Below are 20441 nucleotides of genomic sequence, written 5' to 3'. Positions count from 1 at the left end.
ACGGACTCACTGGCGATATCTTGCCTTCCAGGCTTCCTCAAGTTCAGCAACCCAGGAACTATGAGGTTCTGGAAGCACTTTACCTAAAGCCTCAGGAGACAAGGTTGCCGGCCCCAGGGGCAAACTCGAAAATCGTTTGCGCTCAATACTATTAAGCTGGCTCATGCTGAGCACAGTCGGGTCTCCCCAGACATCTGGGTCAGCTTTGTGCGCCTGAGCCTCCGGTGATAGCAGAAAATTAATGACAACTTGCGCGGCCTCTGTTGAATCACTATTAAAAGGAATCGCCAGAAAATGAGTATTTCCAAGTGTACCCACATCATGCACATAGGTTCTCACCGTTTCTGGCAACTCCCCACTGGCAATAGCAGAGCTGGCATAGGCTGGATTAAATGTCATTGAGAGTAAAATTTCACCGTCATCCAGCATTGGTGTCAGCGCCAGATTGTTCGCAGGAAAGGTCTCACCTTCTCTCCACAATAAAGGATGAAGTTCATCGAGATATCGCCACAAAGGGGATGTTACAGCATCGAAATCAGCCTCAGAAACGGGTTTTAAAAGCACACCCGGTTCTGGTGTTAACTCACTCAACAACTGCTTCAGAAACGTCGTACCGACAAAATCTGGTGGCAAAGGATAGGTCACACGCCCTTTATGCTTTCTGGCAAACTCAAGAAGTTCCAAAGCATTGGCTGGAGGAGTAGCTTGTTTCCGGGAAAAAGTATCGGTGTCATAAATAAATACCAGTTGTGCCATACCCCAAGGTGCTTCCAGGCCATCAGCAGGCTCCCCAAAATCAAGCACGGTCGTAGGCTTTTCCTGGGAGTCCACGCCCTGAAATGAGGGCAAACCCTCAGCAAAGGGACCAAACAACAACCCGTTTTGCTTCATGGAACGGAAGTTTTCACCATTAATCCATACCAGATCCACGGTTCCATTACTCTTCCGTCCTGCCACTTTTTCAGCAAGCACACGACTTACAACACTTGACGTATCACTGACTTTGACATGTTTCAGTGCAATACCGTAGCGTTTCTCTACCTGATCGGTAGCCCAGTCAATATAACCATTGATCTGTTCACTCCCTCCCCAGGCATTGAAATAAACCGTCTGTCCTTTCGACTGCTCAACGGTTTCCTGCCAGGGTACGGTTTTCGCTTCGATAGCGCTGGCACTGCCAATAAAAGCGACGGTAGCCATGACCAGGGCGGATGTGGCTTTCTTGCTCCATGTCCTTATGCTGCTCATATTTTTTTTCATTTCAAAAGCCAGACTCCGTCTTTAGTTGGCAATAATGGTTACCGTCTTCATCAATGGAGAGCGTCACAACAATTGGACGGCAACACACCTGGCAATCTTCCGTATAAAGCAATGACTCATCAGGCTCAGTGAAACCTGCATCCAACAGCAACTCAATGCGCTCTCCACAATAGGGACAGTAATCCTGCCAGCTTATCCACTCATTCATCGCGAATACCTTTTCCTGTCAGTATCTTCTTGCCAATATCAAGAGCTGCCAGCTTCAGGAGCTATGAGTATTAAGAGACTCCAGATCTTTCTCACTGAAGCCCAGCAGATAAAGAATACTGTCCAGCCCCAGCGTTGAAATTGACTGCCGTGCACTTTGTTTCACCATTGGCTTGGCTCGAAATGCAATTCCCAGCCCTGCCACACTGAGCATTGGCAAATCATTGGCACCATCACCCACGGCGATCACCTGATTCAGGGAAATACCCTCTTCAGCGGCAATCTGCTTCAGTAGTTTGGCTTTTCGTTCACCATTGACAATATCGCCCTTCACCTGGCCGGTAACCTTGCCTGCCACTATTTCCAGCTCATTGGCGTGGATATAGTCTATCCCCAGCTTTTCTTGAAGGTAGCGGGCAAAATAGGTAAACCCTCCAGAGAGAATGGCCGTACGGTAACCCAGTGAGCGAAGGGTTCGAATCAACGTTTCGGCACCTTCAGTTAAAGGCAGCTGTCTGGCAATGCCGGCAAGCACTGACTCATCCAGCCCTCTTAGCATGGCCAGACGTTCACGAAAGCTTTCATTAAAATCCAGCTCCCCCTGCATTGCCCGCTCAGTGATCTCCGCCACCTGATCACCCACACCCGCTGCCTCCGCAAGAAGGTCGATCACTTCCGCTTCAATCAGTGTGGAGTCCATATCAAAGACAACCAGCCGACGATTACGCCGATAAATACTGTCCTCCTGAAATGCCACATCAGCATCCAGGTCAGCGGTAAGATTGAGAAAGTCGATCCTCAGCTTTTCCTGATCAGGGGCCGTCCCCCGAACCGAAAACTCCAGACATGATGAGCGATGGCTGTTATTTTCCTCGTTTCGCAGAGAGCGTCGACCTGAAAGGCGGGAAATATGATCAATGTTCAATCCATGAGCAGCAGTAATACCAGAGACTCTGGCAATCTGCTCCGCTGTGACATTGCGCGATAGCAGCGTCAATATATAACGGTTCTTGCCTTGTTCAGACACCCAGTGTTCATAGTCACTCTCGGATACCGGTTGATAACTGAACTGCAGATCACTTTCATGAAAATGAAACAGAAGATCTTTCAACACTGCAGCAGAATGACTGTTACCTGAAGCCTGATCTGGAAGACGAACAAGAATTCCCCAAGTCAGGGTATCGTGGATCACTGACTGACCAATATCCAGAATTTCCAAACCATAGTCGGCCATAATGGAGGTGATGGATGAGGTGAGTCCCGGCTTGTCCCGGCCAGTAACATTAATCAGTATTATATCGCTCACTGGGTAATCCAATTCTTAGAGGCTGTCTGAGAATAGCGCCCGTAGCGAGGATGGCAGTCTATTTTCAGACAGCCTCTCCTATCGTTGCAGGCGTTCGATAGTCTATCACAGGGATTTTACGGAAAGCAGACAGAGTTCTGATAGGATATAACTTCCACTTATTTTTTAGCTTAGCTCTTTCCGACGTTGAGAGGGATTCACTCATGGACAGTAAGGGCTATTGATATTTCATTACGATCACTGGCTTTCCTCTCAGGAGCTTAACTTTTGAAGAAGCGTATTTTCACGCCAGATCTTTTTACGCGGTTCACATCCCGTTTCTCCATCCGAACGCAGTTAATGTTCATCTTTGGTCTACTGATGGTGACATTGACTATTGGTATGTCGCTGGTCATCAGCAATGAGATTGACTCATCGAGCCAGCATCAGGCTGACAGCATTGGTCAATTATTGAGTGAACAGACAGCCAGTGCCGCGACAGATATGCTAGTCACAGGAGACCGACTTAGCCTCAATGTACTGCTCAGTCAGCTGGTACAGAATCCTTATGTCGCTGAAGCCAGTATCTACAGCATCGATAATCAGAGGATTGCCAAGGCCATTTCCAAAACGGCTGATGAAGGCATCAGGCATCCCGTTTATTCATCACCCATCCATTATCAGGATGTTATTGCCGGCTACGCACGCCTGTCACTAAACGAAGACTTATTAAGCAAAAAGCCCAAAGAAGCCCTGTTCGTTATTATTGCTATTAGTTTGATATTACTACTTGCCGGTCTGATTTTTCTGCAACTCTTCGCATCCAGCATAGCCTCTCAGCTACGCCTAATTGAGCGGCAACTACGCTCCATTCTGCCTGCAGGTAACCCAATCCCTCTGGTGACAGGAGAAATTACCAGGCTTTCAGCTTTTGTCGAACAGCAACTGCTCGAGAAGAAAATGGCTGAGCCAGAAGAGAAAGTGGAAGAACAGCAGGAAACGGCAATGATTGCAGCGATCAAAGTCAAAAATCTGGGCAGGCTTCAACAATTACTGGCCCCCAGAGATTTGCAGGATATTCTCCGCACTCACAGCCAGATCATCAATGAAGCCGCGAGTTATTACGATGGCGAGGTCACCTATACCCCTGAAGGCAATGCCTATCTGCGATTTTCCAGCAAGGAAAGCCCAACATTTACATCTGATGCTCTGTTCTGCTGCCTGATGATAGAAACACTGGCTGAAAAAGCCGGAGAAATAAATATTGCCAGAACACACATCGGCATTGGCCTCAGTGTGAGTGATCAGCAGGCAGAGTTCCCTGAAGAGCAGCATCCCGCCCTGGGAGACAGTGCTGCCAGCCAAGCTCTGACTATGGCCAACCTGCCGGATATGGAAGGTATCTATATGCTCCGTTCTGAAGCCAGTTGGCTACCCTCAGAGCTGCCTGACTTCGAAGCACTGGATAGCGAGGTCATCAAGATCAAGGGTATCAAGAGCGAGCAGGCCAATGAGTTGAGAAGCCAGATTTTCGAAATGGAATCAATTCTGGATTAAAGTCTCATCTCAATGCCATTATCAGCCATATACTGCTTGGCTTCAGGAATAGAGTACTGGCCAAAATGGAAAATACTGGCGGCCAGTACCGCATCCGCCTTACCTTCCTTGATTCCATCCACCAGGTGATCAAGGTTTCCAGCACCACCAGATGCGATTACCGGAATACTTACTGCTTCAGAAATAGCCCTGGTCACACCAAGATCATAACCATTTTTGACACCGTCCTGATCCATACTGGTGAGCAGTATTTCACCTGCTCCGAGGTTCTCCATTTTCAGAGCCCACTCTACAGCATCAAGTCCGGTAGGTTTGCGGCCACCATGGGTGAAAATCTCCCAGCGATCCTGTTCGCCGGGCTTACTCACTTTCTTGGCATCTATAGCCACAACAATACATTGCGAACCAAACCGGTCAGCGGCTTCCTGAACAAATTCAGGATTGAAAACGGCCGCCGTGTTGATACTGACTTTATCTGCGCCAGCGTTCAGCATGGTGCGGATATCTTCCACCTTTCGAATGCCACCACCAACGGTCAGTGGAATAAACACTTCGCTGGCCATACGTTCAACCGTATGCACCGTTGTGTCCCGTCCCTCATGACTGGCGGTAATATCGAGAAAGGTTATTTCATCGGCTCCCGCTTCATTATAACGACGGGCGACCTCTACTGGGTCACCAGCATCCCGAATATCAACAAACTGAACGCCTTTAACCACCCGACCATTTTCGACATCGAGACAGGGAATTATTCTTTTAGCCAGCCCCATTACTTCAACCTTTCTAAAATCTTTTTAATTGACCAGGCGCAGCGACATTGGATAGCGGTAAAACTCACCACTCCCTGCCTTCATGGCGGCTCTGACCATGAAAACCAGAACTACAATGATGATCACTGGTACCAGTGGTAATAACAGAAGGCCTACCAACATCAACTTGAGGATAACCCAGAGAATAGCCAGTAGTGAGACGGTGATCTGAAAGTTCAGGGACTCTCTGGCATGGTGCTCAATATAGAGTGATTTATCCCGTTTCATCAGCCAGATCACCAGCGGTATGACAATATTCAACCCCGGAATCATAAAGCCGAACAAAGGCAGAAGATGCGCCAGCACGGCCATATTTTTATCGTCCCGTTTAATATCGGGCCTATTCATGGGGGGAATACCAGAATCATTCATCGTAGCAGCCTTGAGCTGGGAGGGCTTAACCCTCCTGTAAACAGTAACGCTGAGCCTCGGACAAACTGAGAGTCCCTTCGTAAATGGCGCGGCCGGTGATCGCACCTTCAATCCCTTCATGGGCAACGGCCTTCAAAGCACGGATATCATCCATGTTAGTGATACCGCCTGAAGCAATCACAGGAATCGTCATGCTGTTTGCCAGTTGCCGGGTTGCTTCAACATTTACCCCCTGCATCATGCCATCCCGGGCGATATCGGTATAGACAATGGCAGATACACCATCCTGTTCAAACTGACGTGCAAGCGCAATGGCCTGGGTATCGGTGACTTTTGCCCAACCATCCGTTGCAACAAAACCATCACGCGCATCAATCCCCACGATCACATGGCCTGGGAACTTCTGGCAGGCTTCTCTGACAAAGTCTGGGTCTGTTACCGCTTTAGTACCAATAATCACCCAGGAAACACCAGAATCCAGATAGGCCTCTATTGTGGCCAGATCACGAATGCCCCCACCAATCTGCACGGGTAAATCTGGGTACTTCGCAGTAATACCACGCACCGCATCAGCGTTCAGGGGCTTGCCGGCAAACGCACCATTCAAATCAACCAGGTGAAGCCTGCGACAACCGGCATCAACCCACCGACTGGCCATGGCAACCGGGTCATCACCAAAGACAGTGGCATCATCCATTTCCCCCTGACGCAGTCGGACACAGGCACCATCTTTCAAATCGATTGCAGGAATTATTAACATCGTTATGGCTTCCACTTCAGATAATTTTCGAGCAGCTGCAGTCCATTTGCGGCACTTTTTTCAGGGTGAAACTGCACAGCAAAGATGTTTTCATGACCAAGAGCAACATCGAAACCAAGTCCATACTCACTTCTACCCACCACCATGGCTTCACTGGCAACATGGGCATAGTAGCTGTGTACGAAATAGAACCGGGCATTGTCGTCAACACCCTGCCAGAGAGGATGAGATGGCTCAACCTGACTAACGGGGCTCCAGCCCATATGAGGGACTTTCAATCGAGTGCCTTGACTATCCCGAAGCTCTTTTCCAAAGAACTTTACATCACCTGACAACAGGCCAAGACATTCAACCCAGCCATTCTCTTCGCTATGATCGAGCAGAACCTGCATACCAACACAAATGCCAAGCAACGGTCGGGTGGCTACAACTTCCCGAACCACTTCATCAACACCGTAACGCAGAATTTCTCCCATGCAGTCACGAATTGCACCGACACCAGGAAGTACCGCTTTATCAGCAGTCAGTATCTGCTCAGGATCGGAGGTAACCATTACCCGGGTATTCGCATCTGCAACATGTTCCAGCGCTTTACTGACGGAGTGAAGGTTTCCCATCCCATAATCAATGACAGCGACCGTCTTCATGGTTACAACGACCCTTTTGTAGAAGGCATTTGACCCGCCATTCGCGGATCCAGGGCAACGGCCATACGCAAGGCACGGCCAAAAGCTTTAAAGACAGTTTCTATTTGATGATGGGCGTTGCGTCCACGCAGATTGTCAATATGCAGAGTAACACCGGCGTGATTAACGAAGCCCTGGAAGAACTCATAGAACAAGTCAACGTCAAAGTGACCAATCATTGCGCGGGTAAATTCGACGTTAAACTCCAGGCCGGGCCGCCCGGAGAAGTCAATAACGACTCTGGAAAGCGCCTCATCCAGAGGCACATAAGCATGCCCATAACGATACAGTCCTTTTTTATCGCCAATGGCCTGGGCAAAAGCCTGCCCCAGCGTAATGCCTATATCTTCAACCGTATGGTGATCATCGATTTCATTATCACCAACAGCCTTGATATCAAGGTCTATAAGGCCATGTCGGGCAATCTGATCCATCATGTGATCAAGAAAGGGCACCCCTGTATCAAAAGATGCCTTACCAGTACCATCCAGATTGATGGCCACACGAATCTGGGTTTCCAAGGTGTTTCTTTCAACACTGGCCTTGCGCTCAGCCATGAACTTCTCCGGTTGGATTGTCATCTATTCTGTTTGCCGGGATATCTGGTGAGCATTATATAGAGACTGGTTCCAAGCCGCTAGGAGGCTGTCCCAGGATAGGCTTTATTGTGATCGAACCTGTTCATAAAGATTTCCTTCCAGATTTTCCAGTAACTTATCCACTTGCTGCCTCTGGATTTGGGCTGGTTTTGTTTTCAATGGGTGTAATCGATCATTCACCCAGTGTGATGACCAGTTCCAGGTAGTAGCAACACACTCCCTGGCAAAGGATTTAAGGCCAAACTGCTCAGCCTGCTCAATGCACCCGGTTAGAAACTCATCCACATCCGACATCAGAATCGGATAGCTGCCTGCGGGTTTATTGCTGTATTTATTTTGCGTCTGATAGAGCCAGAACTGGCTATTTCTTGGAACCTTATCCTTATTCATGGACGTTAATTGTTCTGGGTTTACCAAAACACGGCATGCCAGTTTCTGCTGACGATCAATTGACTTGATCTTATTAGTGGGCATGGAAATCAACACGCCATTAAACCGCCCACCCACTAAAGGGATAACACCCAGCTCGGTCACTTTTATATTATTATCCTGACGAGTTCTGGTCAGCCATCCCCTCCTGAACCCATCAACCCATACTGGGACTTCAGGCTTAAAACGAACATTCGTTAACTCCCTGGACTGCTCATATAGCAGACTGCCATAGCCGACTATGTACTGAGACTTAGATTTATCAAAAGCTGGAAAACATTCATTGGCATGACTTACCAATGGGGTAATATGCAAAATTGCAAGCAGCCCTACCATTAAAAAGGTTGGATTACGTATTTTCAATACAGGGCAATTCACTTTCCACATTATTTTTTCCTCAACAACCTTAAATAAAATCTGAGGAGGGAAAACAAGCCTATACGCTATGAAAGACTGTTTTTTTAGATCATTTGATAAATAAAAAATATTAAAGACTATTTTTTCAGAGTATAAAAACCGAACAAATAGAATAACCCTTATTTTTCCAGAACAAAAACAATTTTATTTCCACACAATAGTCTTTACTGTAAAAGCCAGAATTAAAATAAAAATAATTTAATAAAAAATTTATTTATTATAAGGGTTGATTTCGTTTACTAGTCAGGTATTGTGTAATTGAACAGAGAAGGATCTGATTACCATGTCCTGTCGATTGTTGTTTAAGGAAAAACAACTCAGGCTTTGTGTCGTGGCTGCCCTGACCTCAATGTCTGCTCCTGTAGCAGAAGGTCTTTTGCTGCCCCCAAGGCCACTTGCCTCAAATATTTCATGGAGCTGCCAATCAGGTATTCCTGATGACTGGTTATGCCTAGGAAATCGCACTAAGAATCATAAATCGAATCCTGACATACAGTATGCTAAACGCACAGCAAATGAGCCAATAAAACCTCAATTGCTCATGACAGACTCTGTAAATGACGCCTACAACCCGATCACAGCTACATCGAGCAGCTCAAAATCAGTAGCAGTATTACTGGATTCACCAAAGAACCATTATGTTCTTCAATGGATGGCAGCAAAAGAGCGTGGACAGCTAGAAGCATTAAAACAGCGTTATCCCGTACTCAGTGATGCAACGATTGCCCAATATAAAAGATCTGGAAAAGTATGGTATGTCCTACTTGATGGACCTTATCCAAGCCGTATAGCTGCTATGCAAGAATTGGAGGCTCCTCCCAGATCCGATATGGCACGGGAGTTGTACCCCTGGACTAGATCTCTGGCAAGCCTTCAGAAGTTGGATATTATTCAACCAAACTATCCTTCTCAGCAGCTGGCAGACTCATATCAAAGGGAATATCAGCCGGAGCCATCCATCCGAGAAATTGATAACGACCTTGTAAATTACGACATTTCTTACAATACAGAACAAGGTAGTCGGCTTACACATTATCAAGACACTCACTATTCTCGTCACGTTAAGCAAAATGATACTAGAGCCAATCATCGTGACAGCTATATCAGTGAAAAACGCTCACAAAATGAAAGACGTTCTGCTGATACTGAATCAGTACCCTATGGAAGTGAATTCCATAGCAATGCCTATTCCAGCTATGAACATAATCAGTCGTATCGAGTTTTACCTGAACAAGCAAACCCTCAAGAGATGTATGTCAGTATAACTCCTGCTTATAGAAGCAAGATTCCGCAGCAACACGCAGCGCCCAGGGAAGTTGACTACAACATCCAAAACATAGATTTAAAAGAACCATCAAATTACAGAGAGAACTCAATTTATAATGAGCCTGAGCAGACTCAGCCTTTAATGAATGTTCTGACTGCCAACCCAAGCAGCTATACCATTGAATGGATGAATGCCAGTAGAAAAGCATCATTGGAAAGAGCAAAACTTCGCTACAGCGAACTGCAGAATACCCAGATAATCCACTACAAGAAAAAAAGTAGAAATCGCTATGCATTGGTCAGTATGCTTTTTGTGAATCGCTCTGATGCTCTGGATGCGCTATTAACTCCATCACTTTCGAGAGTTTCTGCACGTTTCTCTCCAAAGGTCAGGCAAGTTGCTTATCTTCAGTCCCTTGTGGGCTCAACCCCACAAAGCTCTCATGCCTGGGCCAGACCAAGAATTGAGCCATCAATTCATAAACGTCGATGGATTGGCCAGGATGAGCCCGGGGGAAAAACGTATATCGTAAATAGAGAAGCCAACCCTTCGTCGCAGTTCTCACAAAAAGAGAATTTCAGAAGTGTTCCGCAGCCAATGGTTGCAGCTCAAACTATAGAATCAGTTGAAAATCGTCAATTTACAAGAACCTATCAACCTGAGGTATCCATCAAGTCGGTAGACAAACACCAGAAGGTATACTCTGAAAATGAAACTGATTTGTTATTTAATAGCCCAGACAGCAGCTATACGATTCAGTGGTTTTCATCCAACAACCGGAATTCAATTGAGAAACTAAAGCAACGCTTCCCTGAACTTGCCTCTGCCATCACACTGCATGTTAAACGCAATGGAAAGGACTGGTACGTTCTTGTTCAAGGACAATTTAGCAGCAGTCAGGAAGCCGTCTTAGCACTTAAGTCTCCAGCAATGAAAAACATTGCCATGCTTTTGCACCCATGGACTCGTCCAGTGGGTTCTCTCAAAAAACTTCAGATTGCAACACTTTGATTCTGAGATAATCCCTTTACACTACACCTATCTTACGATCACATGATGGTAAGATAGGTTCCTGTTACTATAACTCTTCCAAACTTCAGATCCTGAGGCTTCCCATGAACCGCGTTCTCAAGTTCATTGCCGTTCTTCTGGCGGCAGTGGTTTTGCTGGGTGTCATTGCAGCGGCACTACTACCTCGCTTTATCGACCCTAACCAGTATCGCGATGAAATCACTCAGCTTGTCTATGACCAGTCGGGACTGAAAGTCAGTATTAACGGGCCAATTGGCTGGTCAATATTCCCATGGGTCGGCCTTTCTCTTGAGGATGTATCCGTAGAAGGGGCTAATAGCTCGAAGCTGGCCCAATTGGGTTCTGCTGGTGTCAGCGTTAAGTTGATCCCTTTATTAAGTAAACGCATTGAAATGCAAACCCTCGAGCTAAAAGGGCTTGAATTAACACTCGTAAAAAATGCCAAAGGCAAGGGAAACTGGCAGGTTAGTGCACCTAAGTACTCTGAGCAACAGACTTCTGGAAGGCAAGAGCCATCACCAACGTCCAAATCAGAAACAGGCTCGTCTCCACTCAAGCTGGATATTGCCAGTGTCAATGTCAGTGGACTGCTGATCAGCTACGATGATTTGCAGTCCAAACAAAAATACATTATCGATCAAGCCAGTTTAACCACTGGGGCTATCCGCAATCAGCAGCCTTTTGATTTTGAAATGAAAGCCCACATAACCACTCCTGATCTCGTCGTAAACTCACTGATCAGAGGTGAAATGACGTTCAATCTGGAAGCTGGCCGTTACGATATTCAAAACCTTAAAGTCAGTGCTACTCCTGATTTAGACAAAGGTGAAAGTCTGAGTATTGTGGGTAATGTTCAATATCAGCAAACACCTATGCTGGTTAAAGGCAACCTGGGAGTTGCAGAGTTTAACCTTGCCAATCTGCTTAACCAGATGAAGGTTCAGCTCCCCCCCATGGCTGACCCAAAAGCTTTAAACAAGCTATCTTTTGACAGTCATTTCAGCACCAATGGTGAAAGTCTGACTGCGGACAAGCTGCAGCTCCAACTGGATAGTTTTACTCTGGATGGTAATTTTAAAATGAACAGCATTGACCGAGGCGATATGCAGTTCAGCTTTACCGGCAACGATCTCAATCTGGATAATTACCTCCCCCCTGCCACTGATGACGCAGAAGCTACTGACGAAGAGCAGTCTGCTCAACCGGGCTCAGAAAAAACATCATCAGGCAAAGAGCACCCTCTGGTTCAGGAAGAAATGCTTCGCAGTCTTAACCTTGACGGTTCTATGAAGCTGGCTTCTCTCACCGTAGCCAAATTCATTTTTGAACAGCCGTCTGTGGATATAAAGGCAGCTCAGGGTAAGCAGGAAGTGAGAATTGGTTCCCGCTTTTACCAGGGCACTATCGATATGACTTCTAGTCTGGATGTGCGTCAACCAGGTAATCCCAAAATGGCAGCATCCGCAGAGTTGAAGAATATTAGCCTTGAAGCCCTGTCAAAACCCATTCCTGATCTTGCATCCCTGCAGGGTGACGTAAATGCCGGTATGAAGGTTCATACACAGGGTCAATACGCCAGTGTTCTTACTAAAAATCTGAACGGCAACATCGAATTCAAGATTGATAAAGGCGTATTTACTGATGCCAATTTTGACAAAATGGTGTGTGAAGGCGTTGCCAAAATACGTAAGAAAGAGCTGAGAGCGACGGACTGGGGCTCATCAACTGAGTTTACAGACCTTAGTGGTACCTTCGTAATCAAAAACGGTGTTGCCTCCAACGACAACCTGATCGCAGCTCTCGCTTATATGAACCTGAAAGGTGATGGATACGTAAATCTTGTCGATCGGCAACTGGATTATCATATGGGCCTCAACATCCGTGGAGAAGAGGCTCCTGACAGTGACCCCGCCTGTCAGATCAACAAAGAATATGTGAATGTCACCTGGCCTGTTCGTTGCCATGGCGATCTTGGTGACTTGAAATGTGGTATTGATATTAAGCGGCTTACTGAAACCATTGCGGAAATTGCAGAAAACCGGCTTAAGAATAAGATAGAAGACAAGGTGCAGGGACCTGTTAAAGATCTGCTAAAGGGCTTCTTCAAATAGTGCTCCCATTCATGAGCATTCTTATGCGATCAGCTTCATCGCTGATCGCTCACCTGAATTTGTAATTTAATGACTCAAAAAGACGCATATACAGACAATACATTCAGCCAACGACTTCTGGACTGGTTCGATTCTCATGGACGAAAACACCTACCATGGCAGCAAAATAAAACCCCTTATCGTGTCTGGATCAGCGAGATAATGCTGCAGCAAACTCAAGTGACAACTGTCATTCCCTATTACCAGAAATTTATGGAACGATTTCCAGAAGTCACCAATCTTGCTTCAGCGAGTGAAGATGAAGTACTCCATTTCTGGAGCGGCCTTGGTTATTACAGTCGCGCAAGAAACCTCCACAAGGCTGCAAAAAAAGTGGTAGATGAATTATCAGGAGAATTTCCTCGCTCAGTTGCACAGCTTATGGAGCTCCCGGGAATTGGTCGATCCACAGCTGGAGCTATTGCATCCATTAGTATGGGAATCAGGGCTCCCATTATGGATGGCAATGTAAAAAGAGTGCTTACCCGATACTTCGCTATCCATGGTTGGCCTGGGCAGACACGTGTCGCCAATGAGCTATGGGAGATTGCTGAAAAGCTAACACCAGAGAGTCGAACAGCAGATTACACACAGGTAATGATGGATCTGGGGGCCACTGTTTGTAAAAGAAGTAAACCTGCCTGCCACACTTGCCCTCTTGAACACAGCTGTATAGCCCACAAAATTGGGCAGGAGAGATCATTTCCAGAATCCAAGCCTAAAAAAAACAAACCGGAAAAGTCTACGGTTATGCTTATGGTAGTTAATCAGTATGGTGAGATTTTCCTTGAAAAACGCCCTCCATCTGGCATTTGGGGTGGACTCTGGAGCTTTCCTGAGATTTCAGATCCTGATCAAATTATTGAGCAGGCTCTTGAGAGAACGGGCTTAGCACTCGAGAAATATGATATGTGGCAACCTTTTCGCCATACATTCAGTCACTATCACCTGAACATTACTCCAGCACTTACCTTTGTTGAATATCCAGCAAAAAACTCAAATACAGAAATAAAAGGCGATAATAGTCACGGTTGGTTTACATTGACTCAATCACCTGAATTGGGTTTGGCAGCCCCAGTAAAGAAACTTTTACAGAAAATTGAAAAAGCATTATAAACTTCTTGACCATTAATTTGTTTAATTGATGTTTACTAATTTTAAGCCAAATGGAGAATATCCCATACTCCATTGGCTTACTCCCGCCTATAATCAGAGATGGATCATGTGCAGAGTTCTCACTTGACACATTGTTTTTTATACTGAAAACAAACAAAAATATTTTTTTTAAAGCTGAAACAGTATTTCATTAAAAAAAGTCTTTTTCATACCATTTCCTAATTTAAGTAGCTATTAGCATGGATCTCATTTAACACTGATTCATTTTTTAATACGCAATCAGAGAATAGCTGTTCTGAGCATCATGCTCAGAAACTTCAGCAATCTGGTAAATACATTGGTTAAGGTATCAAGAGAATGATTTGTTTGACCGTTGAGGCTCTCCACAGAAAAGTTCTGGCTATAGCCATAACTTCAGCCATCTCAGCCTCAATACAAAGTAGCTATGCCGAAGTACCAATAACAAGCTTAGACAGAAACCAAAGTGAAAATACTATTCCTGAAGACAACACTAACAATCAGCCTGATCTATCTTCAAAAAGCAATACAAATGAAACATTCAATAAATCACTTTGGCCACCGGAACAAACTAAAGTCATTAACACTGGATCCACAGAAACAATTCCTGACTTTATTTCAATAACACCAAATGATAAAGACAATACCGTACACAACATTCAATTAAATTCTGGAAATCCAGATAAACCAACCATATTAAAAAACCATGGAATAATTCAAGGAATTTTCTCAAACCCAAATCGAAATAAAAATACTTTAATACAATCAACCGGAAATAACATAGAAATTCATAATGAAAAACCTGGGACAATTAGCACTGCATTTTCATCAGGTGAGACTGGTGCTTACTTAGGAATTCTTATTAAAGGAGACAACAATACTGTTTTTAATAAAGGGTCAATTATTGTCAATAGTGAAGGCTACAAGCATCCTGTATCTAATATAGGAATCAAAGCAGAAGAAAAAGCTAATGTCGTTAACTTTGAATCTGGGAAAATTTACGTATCCAGGGATGATGCTGTTGGTATAGAAGCAAAAGGTGGTACTGCTTTAAATAATGGGGTTATCGAAATTGATGCTGCTGCAACTGCTCTAAAATCAGTTGCCGATACTTATGACACAGGGAACCAAACGATCATCACCAATGAAAATACAATTTTTCTGAAAAATAAAAATGATATAGGGATGCTTAGTGATGGACAAAACATTGAATGGTTTGGGGATGGAAAGGATTGGGATGAACACAGTGACTACTTTAAATCAGGAGCCGTTAATGGCACTCAAGGCCTTATAAAAGGGGAAGGCATTGGAATGCTTTCCTACAGCAGTGGATTTATTAAGAATCAAGGAAACATTCAAATTTCAGGTTCAAATTCAGTTGGTGCCAGAGCTCAATCCAAGGACGCGAAAAACCCGGACATGGATGCAGGGCTGATGACAAATACTGGAACAATAACGGCAATAGACGGGGCAAATGGTATTCATCTTCATAAAGGTGGACTGAAAAATTCGGGAACGATCATCAGTGACAGCTCAGCTATTCATGGAACAGGTCCTTTTAACGTGGCAATTGTAATGCCTGGCAGCTATATCAAAGGTAAAAAGGCTGCTGTACTTCTTGAAGGCTCTGGAAATGATATAAATCTTATAGAGCTTCGTGGAGGTACTTTACAGGGTGACCTTATTGGCAACAGTCCAATGGATATTCTCAGGATTAACCCTATAGAAAATCTCACCGACCAAATTAATCAGAAAGTCTCAATAAATGGTCAGATCAAAGACTTCGAACTAATTTATATTGCAGGAGAAAAGTGGGCAGCATATCAGCCAGTGATTAATCCAAAATCATTAGTCGCTGATGGTACTGTAAATTTCACATTGAGTGATATCAGAAATGATCAAGAACAAACGCTACAGCTAACGTTTGCTGATAAATTCCCAAAATCAAATGGCTTTGACATTAAAGTAAATAAGACTGGTATCACTAACATTGATTTATCAGATACTGAAAATCGCCCTGCAGCCAGAATATCTATGGAAGGAGGCAAGCTGAACCATATCACTGGACACCAGAAAAGTAATGACGAAGTTTCTCTGGAAAGTGGGATAGTCACAATTATTGAGGATGTTCATAGAATAAGAGCGAAAACTGATGGTCAGTGGCAGGTGAAAGAGCCTATACGAGGAGTAAAGCACCTGATTACCGAGGCTGCGTCCAGAAGTGACTCTGAGCCACCTGCTTTTGAGCAGACATCAGTAATTATCAGAGACTCCGCATTTTCAGCAGAGGACTTCGCCCCAGATAACCAGGCAGCAGGATCAAAAGCCAACACATTGATCGTCGCTACCCCGTCAGTTACTGAAATAACGAAAGGGCAGCCAATTCCGGAATTTGATGGCTCTGAGGGTAAGGCTGAAGTTACGATTGCCAATGGCGCTCAATTTGGCCAACTGGTCTCACCAGAGAAGCTGCTGATTAAAGCATCGGCAGATAATCCATTCCATGCTTATGGCTCTGTCCTGAATACTAATAATGTAGAAGTATCCCCCTCAGGCCATGTGCAGAGCCTCTCATTAGGGTCTGGAGGCAGTAATATTGACGGCCATTTGGGGTTTCTTTTCCCTAAGACAGAACCTGATACACCATTTAGAATTGCTAACTATGGATCGATTACTGAAATTGATGCATCGAGAGGCAACCAACGGCCGGAACTTCATTATACGCACAGCAGTGACAGTCTGGTTAAGCTGAAAGGCAATAGAGAAAGAAATGATATTGTAATACTAAAAGAAGGATCTCCAGAAACAGTACAAGCAGTTTCCAGCTCAGCACTGCAAAATGGTTTTACAAACCTGCATCTGGATGGAGTGCCCGCTCCCGTTGAACTTCCAGAGAACCTGGACTCACTGACCCTAACCAGCTCAGCGCCTATTGGAGGTATCTATGCCATCAATACCAATAATTTAGAAAAAGGCATAGCTGATAAATCTCATGAAATACCAAACCCAACATTCCTGCCTTATTCAGCGGGAGCCCCAAAGAGAGCAGTACTAAGAACTGATTTTGTTACGCCTACGATCGACTTTAGCCTTAAAGAACGACCGGATATGCTGTTTGAAATTCTTGATGGAGAAATCGGAGAGCTAATTGGTAACCCTGAAAAGAATGATCAACTGGTTATCCATGGAGGAAAGCTAAAAGGAGATGTCGACAGCATTCAGTCAGTCACTGTTTCTGGTAAAGATTGGGATGCAAATGGTCACTTTAGCAACATAAAAGAGATCCATATTGATGGAAACGGTCTTGTAACACGCTTACAGGTATATGGTCAGCAGGATAGCCCTCAAGCAGACGAGAATGATCGTACACTTCAACTTGTATCATCACGTGGACAAAGAGTGCCCATTAACGTTTCCAAAGGAGGGGCTCTCGGCCTTCTGGAAGTTCATGACCAGGCCAGTATTGGTGACGTTCATATGCAGGACGGTATCGTACACATAGTTCCTGATCAAAACGGATCCTGGGAGCTGGGAAGGGTTATTAATGCTGGAGGTGTTTATGCACCAGATACCGAGTTTGGCCATGTGCTGATTGGCGAAAACCCTTTACTCAGCCCGATTGGTAAAAATCTTGTACTTGATACACCAGAAAACCTGGCCGTCAGTGTCTACGGTAAAAAAGTAGGTACTCTTGAGTTAACGAATGGCGCAAAGATTAAGGGAGAGACACCAGCAGTTGAGCAACTTTTGGTGAATACATCTGACTTCTCATCCGAAGGCTGGATCAGTGCTCATAATTTATTTGCAGATGCCCAAGTAGAAGAAATAAATATCTCTGATAACTCTCAAAGCAAACCAACCTCTAATGTGGTGAGTAACCTCTCAACGCTGAATATCCAAACGTCACCGAGTAGACCTCTCAACATTCATAGTCACCACCCTACGCCTCAGATTGGGCGGGTTAATATAAATAATGGGGCCAATATAGGTGACGTTGATTCTGTGAAAAACATTTGGATTCATGGTACTGGCTGGAGTAGTCAGGGATTTGTTAACAATCCTGAAACTCTCACAATTGCCGCTGATGGAAGTGCTGACCAGATTATTGCAAATGGAACATTACCTAGCGAGCAGGGTATTGCCAGAGGGCAGTCACTCCATATTCACTTCACCGATGATTTTCCTATTGAAAAAAATAAAGCCTTTGTAGTGACCAACCTGGGGAAAACCGGAGCCGATGAGCTAATTGAAAACAGAGGTAACCTGAAAGTACTGGATTTTTCGGCAGATATTACCCGACCTCCTCTATATTTTATTCAGCATGGCGGCATCACCGATGAAGTAAAAGGCCGGCAGGATAAAGGAGACACATTAGCTCTGGTCAATGGCCGGCTGAATAAGGTCTCAGGTTTCACGAACATCGATATTGGTGGTTCTAACTGGAGCAGTATTAAATTGACTGACCCAGAAACTATTAACATTCTTGATAATACTGAAGTCGCCAGCATACTACTTTCTGAGCAGGTTCCAGGAGGTAAAGGTATTTTAGCAACACACTTCTCTGAGACATTTGCCAAGGATGGAGACAATATTAATATTCATTCAAAAGGCCATATTGGTCGTATTGAACTGAACTCAAATACCCAGCGACCTGGTTTTACCATTGAGCAGACTGGAGGAAGCCTAGGCGCGGTGACTGGATTGTCGGGTAAAGGTGACAGCCTCATTGCCACAGATACACAAGTAACTGAACAGTTTTCTGACTTAGACAGCATCACTTTTAATGGTTCAAACAGCTATGAAGGGAATCTTCTTCACTCCATTGGAAGTGTTGCGGTCAACGGCAACCTTCATTTACTGGCTGATCGTATCGCAATCGAATCAGCCTATCCCTCTAAAGAGGACCAGTCAGGGCCATCACCAACTTTTCATATTCGTGAAGGGGCAACAGTTACTATTCCTTCGGAGCTCAATATTACAGGAAGTTATCAACACGATGGGCGCCTGATATTGACCGAGAGGGATCCTGACTCTGGCAGGTTGATACCCATTACCAGCGAAGCTGAGCACAGAGTTCCGGTTGTCACTGCCAATAATATTGCTGCTGGCCCAAACGCTGAGTTTGTATTTGACAGTTCAATCATCAATGAGCCAGCCATTGGTAAACAGTATCTCCTGATGGAAGCAACGGACTCTGACATTCATCAAGCTGTTCATGTCGATGCTGTTGATGAGACATACATACATTATGAAGCCATCGTTGACCCAAATAATGCCCGTCGAATGTTACTAACCAGTACGGATCAATCCAGTCATAGTGTTAACCAGGTACCCAGCCGTTTTCGCTCTATGGTACTAGCAGCTACCAAGCCTACTGACAAAGGGGAGATAGATCATCCAAAACCCAAAAGTGATGGTGCACGTTTGACTCAGCATGTCGCTAGAAATATTAAACCGGGAAAAGCCTCGATCAATGCAGCGGAGTTAGCTCCCAGTATGTCACCTCATGCTATCCACAACGCAAATCTTGCATTGAAAGCGGCAGGCAAAACCCCTGATGACAGAATGTCTGGTAAACGAACCGGCATCAGCACCGGAGATATTTTTTCTGCTGGAGGTGCCTGGGCTCAATACTCTTACAGCAAAGCAACACAGGATCTTAAGGACAATGTTCCAGGTTATCATGCTAAAACCAATGGCTTCTCAATTGGTGCAGACAACCCTCTGGAAGAGGATCAGGATATAGAAGTCGGCATTGCCTACAACTATTCAAAAGGAAAAGTAGAAGGGAAGGATGGCTCAAGAAACAAAATTGACACGGATACTCATATCTTCAGCCTTTACTCATCGTACATAGAAGATGATTTTTTCTTTGATGGTCGAATGAGTTACTCCTTTGGCAAGAATAAAGGGCACCGCTACGTTGGTGGTAACCTGCATGATGCAAAATACAATACTCAAAGCTGGGGGGTAGGCATGATAGCTGGCTACACATACCCTCTGGGCTATGAGTGGAGCTGGCAGCCCCAGATGGCGCTTAATTATTACACCATCAAAACCGACGATTATACCGAGTCTGCCAGAGATCCTGCCCAGACCTACTTATCGTACGATCAGGTCAATAACGGAAAATATGACATCATGGAGCTGGGTGCCGGTCTGAAGCTGATTGGAGAGATTAATACCGACTCTATGATCATCAAGCCAGAACTTGGGCTGATGGGCTTTCACGATTTCAAGAAAGATCCGATTGCTATCACAGCGCACTTTGCCGCAGGCGGTGAAAACTTCCTGATCAATGGCGCTGACAGGGACGCCAACCGCTATCAATTTGATGCAACCATCAATATGGAGATTGAGAGCAATACCACCATTACCTTCAGTTACTCTCATCACTGGGCCGATAATTTCAAAGTGGATGGCTTTATTGCAAGGGTTCGCTATGAGTTTTAATTAATCGAACGGATTGTCAGGAAA

14 protein-coding genes are annotated in these 20441 nt (G+C 45.0%); 5 read left to right on the top strand and 9 right to left on the bottom strand.

The annotated features are described in order from the left end of the window. Window positions 1–6 precede the first annotated feature (6 nt). Genes ACOCLE_RS22270 through serB form a run of 3 tightly spaced genes read right to left on the bottom strand, consistent with a single transcriptional unit; the run spans window position 7 to window position 2773 of the window. Complete coding sequence (locus ACOCLE_RS22270; protein WP_419534292.1) at window positions 7–1260, bottom strand: ABC transporter substrate-binding protein; 1254 nt, start codon at window positions 1258–1260, stop codon at window positions 7–9. Window position 1261: 1 nt separating this feature from the next. Continuing rightward, window positions 1262–1468 (bottom strand): CPXCG motif-containing cysteine-rich protein, encoded by a 207-nt coding sequence (locus ACOCLE_RS22265; RefSeq protein WP_419534291.1) that lies wholly within the window; start codon window positions 1466–1468, stop codon window positions 1262–1264. A 54-nt stretch (window positions 1469–1522) separates the two neighbouring features. Further along, window positions 1523–2773, bottom strand: coding sequence for a phosphoserine phosphatase SerB (gene serB / locus ACOCLE_RS22260; protein WP_419534290.1), 1251 nt, complete (start codon window positions 2771–2773; stop codon window positions 1523–1525). A 267-nt stretch (window positions 2774–3040) separates the two neighbouring features. On the opposite strand from serB, the gene ACOCLE_RS22255 reads away from it, so the two are divergent. Next, window positions 3041–4309, top strand: a complete 1269-nt coding sequence (locus tag ACOCLE_RS22255) for an AhpA/YtjB family protein (protein WP_419534289.1) — start codon at window positions 3041–3043, stop codon at window positions 4307–4309. On the opposite strand, the gene hisF is transcribed toward ACOCLE_RS22255, so the two are convergent. From hisF to ACOCLE_RS22225, 6 genes are all read right to left on the bottom strand, one after another. Then, window positions 4306–5079, bottom strand: a complete 774-nt coding sequence (gene hisF / locus ACOCLE_RS22250) for an imidazole glycerol phosphate synthase subunit HisF (RefSeq protein WP_419534288.1) — start codon at window positions 5077–5079, stop codon at window positions 4306–4308. The two genes, ACOCLE_RS22255 and hisF, sit on opposite strands and share 4 nt — an antisense overlap. A 24-nt stretch (window positions 5080–5103) precedes the next feature. Then, a complete protein-coding gene (locus ACOCLE_RS22245; protein WP_419534287.1) occupies window positions 5104–5490 on the bottom strand; it encodes a DUF4870 domain-containing protein in 387 nt (128 codons plus the stop codon). Window positions 5491–5515: 25 nt separating this feature from the next. Further along, window positions 5516–6250 carry a 1-(5-phosphoribosyl)-5-[(5-phosphoribosylamino)methylideneamino]imidazole-4-carboxamide isomerase gene (hisA, locus tag ACOCLE_RS22240; protein WP_419534286.1) on the bottom strand — a complete coding sequence of 245 codons (735 nt, stop codon included), beginning with the start codon at window positions 6248–6250 and terminating at the stop codon, window positions 5516–5518. Between the two features lie 2 nt (window positions 6251–6252). Next, entirely contained in the window at window positions 6253–6897 is a 645-nt protein-coding gene (gene hisH / locus ACOCLE_RS22235) for an imidazole glycerol phosphate synthase subunit HisH (RefSeq protein WP_419534285.1), read from the bottom strand. Window positions 6898–6899: 2 nt separating this feature from the next. After that, window positions 6900–7493 carry an imidazoleglycerol-phosphate dehydratase HisB gene (gene hisB / locus ACOCLE_RS22230; RefSeq protein WP_419537255.1) on the bottom strand — a complete coding sequence of 198 codons (594 nt, stop codon included), beginning with the start codon at window positions 7491–7493 and terminating at the stop codon, window positions 6900–6902. A 105-nt stretch (window positions 7494–7598) separates the two neighbouring features. Continuing rightward, on the bottom strand, window positions 7599–7925 hold the full coding sequence (locus tag ACOCLE_RS22225) for a hypothetical protein (RefSeq protein WP_419534284.1): 327 nt from the start codon (window positions 7923–7925) through the stop codon (window positions 7599–7601). A 787-nt stretch (window positions 7926–8712) separates the two neighbouring features. Here ACOCLE_RS22225 and ACOCLE_RS22220 point away from each other — a divergent pair. The 4 genes from ACOCLE_RS22220 (at window position 8713) to ACOCLE_RS22205 (ending at window position 20417) form a co-directional block, all read left to right on the top strand. Beyond that, window positions 8713–10659: an SPOR domain-containing protein gene (locus tag ACOCLE_RS22220; protein ID WP_419534283.1), complete on the top strand. Its 1947-nt coding sequence runs from the start codon at window positions 8713–8715 to the stop codon at window positions 10657–10659. Between the two features lie 104 nt (window positions 10660–10763). Next, window positions 10764–12791, top strand: coding sequence for an AsmA family protein (locus tag ACOCLE_RS22215; protein ID WP_419534282.1), 2028 nt, complete (start codon window positions 10764–10766; stop codon window positions 12789–12791). Between the two features lie 69 nt (window positions 12792–12860). After that, window positions 12861–13946, top strand: coding sequence for an A/G-specific adenine glycosylase (mutY, locus tag ACOCLE_RS22210; protein ID WP_419534281.1), 1086 nt, complete (start codon window positions 12861–12863; stop codon window positions 13944–13946). 366 nt (window positions 13947–14312) lie between these two features. Beyond that, window positions 14313–20417 carry an autotransporter outer membrane beta-barrel domain-containing protein gene (locus ACOCLE_RS22205; protein WP_419534280.1) on the top strand — a complete coding sequence of 2035 codons (6105 nt, stop codon included), beginning with the start codon at window positions 14313–14315 and terminating at the stop codon, window positions 20415–20417. Window positions 20418–20441: the final 24 nt, after the last annotated feature.

Source organism: Endozoicomonas sp. (assembly GCF_965196975.1).
In the GTDB taxonomy this organism is placed as follows: domain Bacteria; phylum Pseudomonadota; class Gammaproteobacteria; order Pseudomonadales; family Endozoicomonadaceae; genus Endozoicomonas.
The sequence above is the reverse complement of the archived record's forward strand: the minus strand, read 5'-3'. Positions and strand labels throughout refer to the sequence as shown.

What these genes read in the sequence shown, in the direction of transcription:
- ACOCLE_RS22270 (WP_419534292.1), bottom strand. Translation starts at nt 1,260, where the DNA reads ATGAAAAAAAATATGAGCAGCATAAGGACATGGAGCAAGAAAGCCACA.
- ACOCLE_RS22265 (WP_419534291.1), bottom strand. Translation starts at nt 1,468, where the DNA reads ATGAATGAGTGGATAAGCTGGCAGGATTACTGTCCCTATTGTGGAGAG.
- hisF (WP_419534288.1), bottom strand. Translation starts at nt 5,079, where the DNA reads ATGGGGCTGGCTAAAAGAATAATTCCCTGTCTCGATGTCGAAAATGGT.
- ACOCLE_RS22245 (WP_419534287.1), bottom strand. Translation starts at nt 5,490, where the DNA reads ATGAATGATTCTGGTATTCCCCCCATGAATAGGCCCGATATTAAACGG.
- hisA (WP_419534286.1), bottom strand. Translation starts at nt 6,250, where the DNA reads ATGTTAATAATTCCTGCAATCGATTTGAAAGATGGTGCCTGTGTCCGA.
- hisH (WP_419534285.1), bottom strand. Translation starts at nt 6,897, where the DNA reads ATGAAGACGGTCGCTGTCATTGATTATGGGATGGGAAACCTTCACTCC.
- hisB (WP_419537255.1), bottom strand. Translation starts at nt 7,493, where the DNA reads ATGGCTGAGCGCAAGGCCAGTGTTGAAAGAAACACCTTGGAAACCCAG.
- ACOCLE_RS22225 (WP_419534284.1), bottom strand. Translation starts at nt 7,925, where the DNA reads ATGAATAAGGATAAGGTTCCAAGAAATAGCCAGTTCTGGCTCTATCAG.
- ACOCLE_RS22215 (WP_419534282.1), top strand. Translation starts at nt 10,764, where the DNA reads ATGAACCGCGTTCTCAAGTTCATTGCCGTTCTTCTGGCGGCAGTGGTT.
- mutY (WP_419534281.1), top strand. Translation starts at nt 12,861, where the DNA reads ATGACTCAAAAAGACGCATATACAGACAATACATTCAGCCAACGACTT.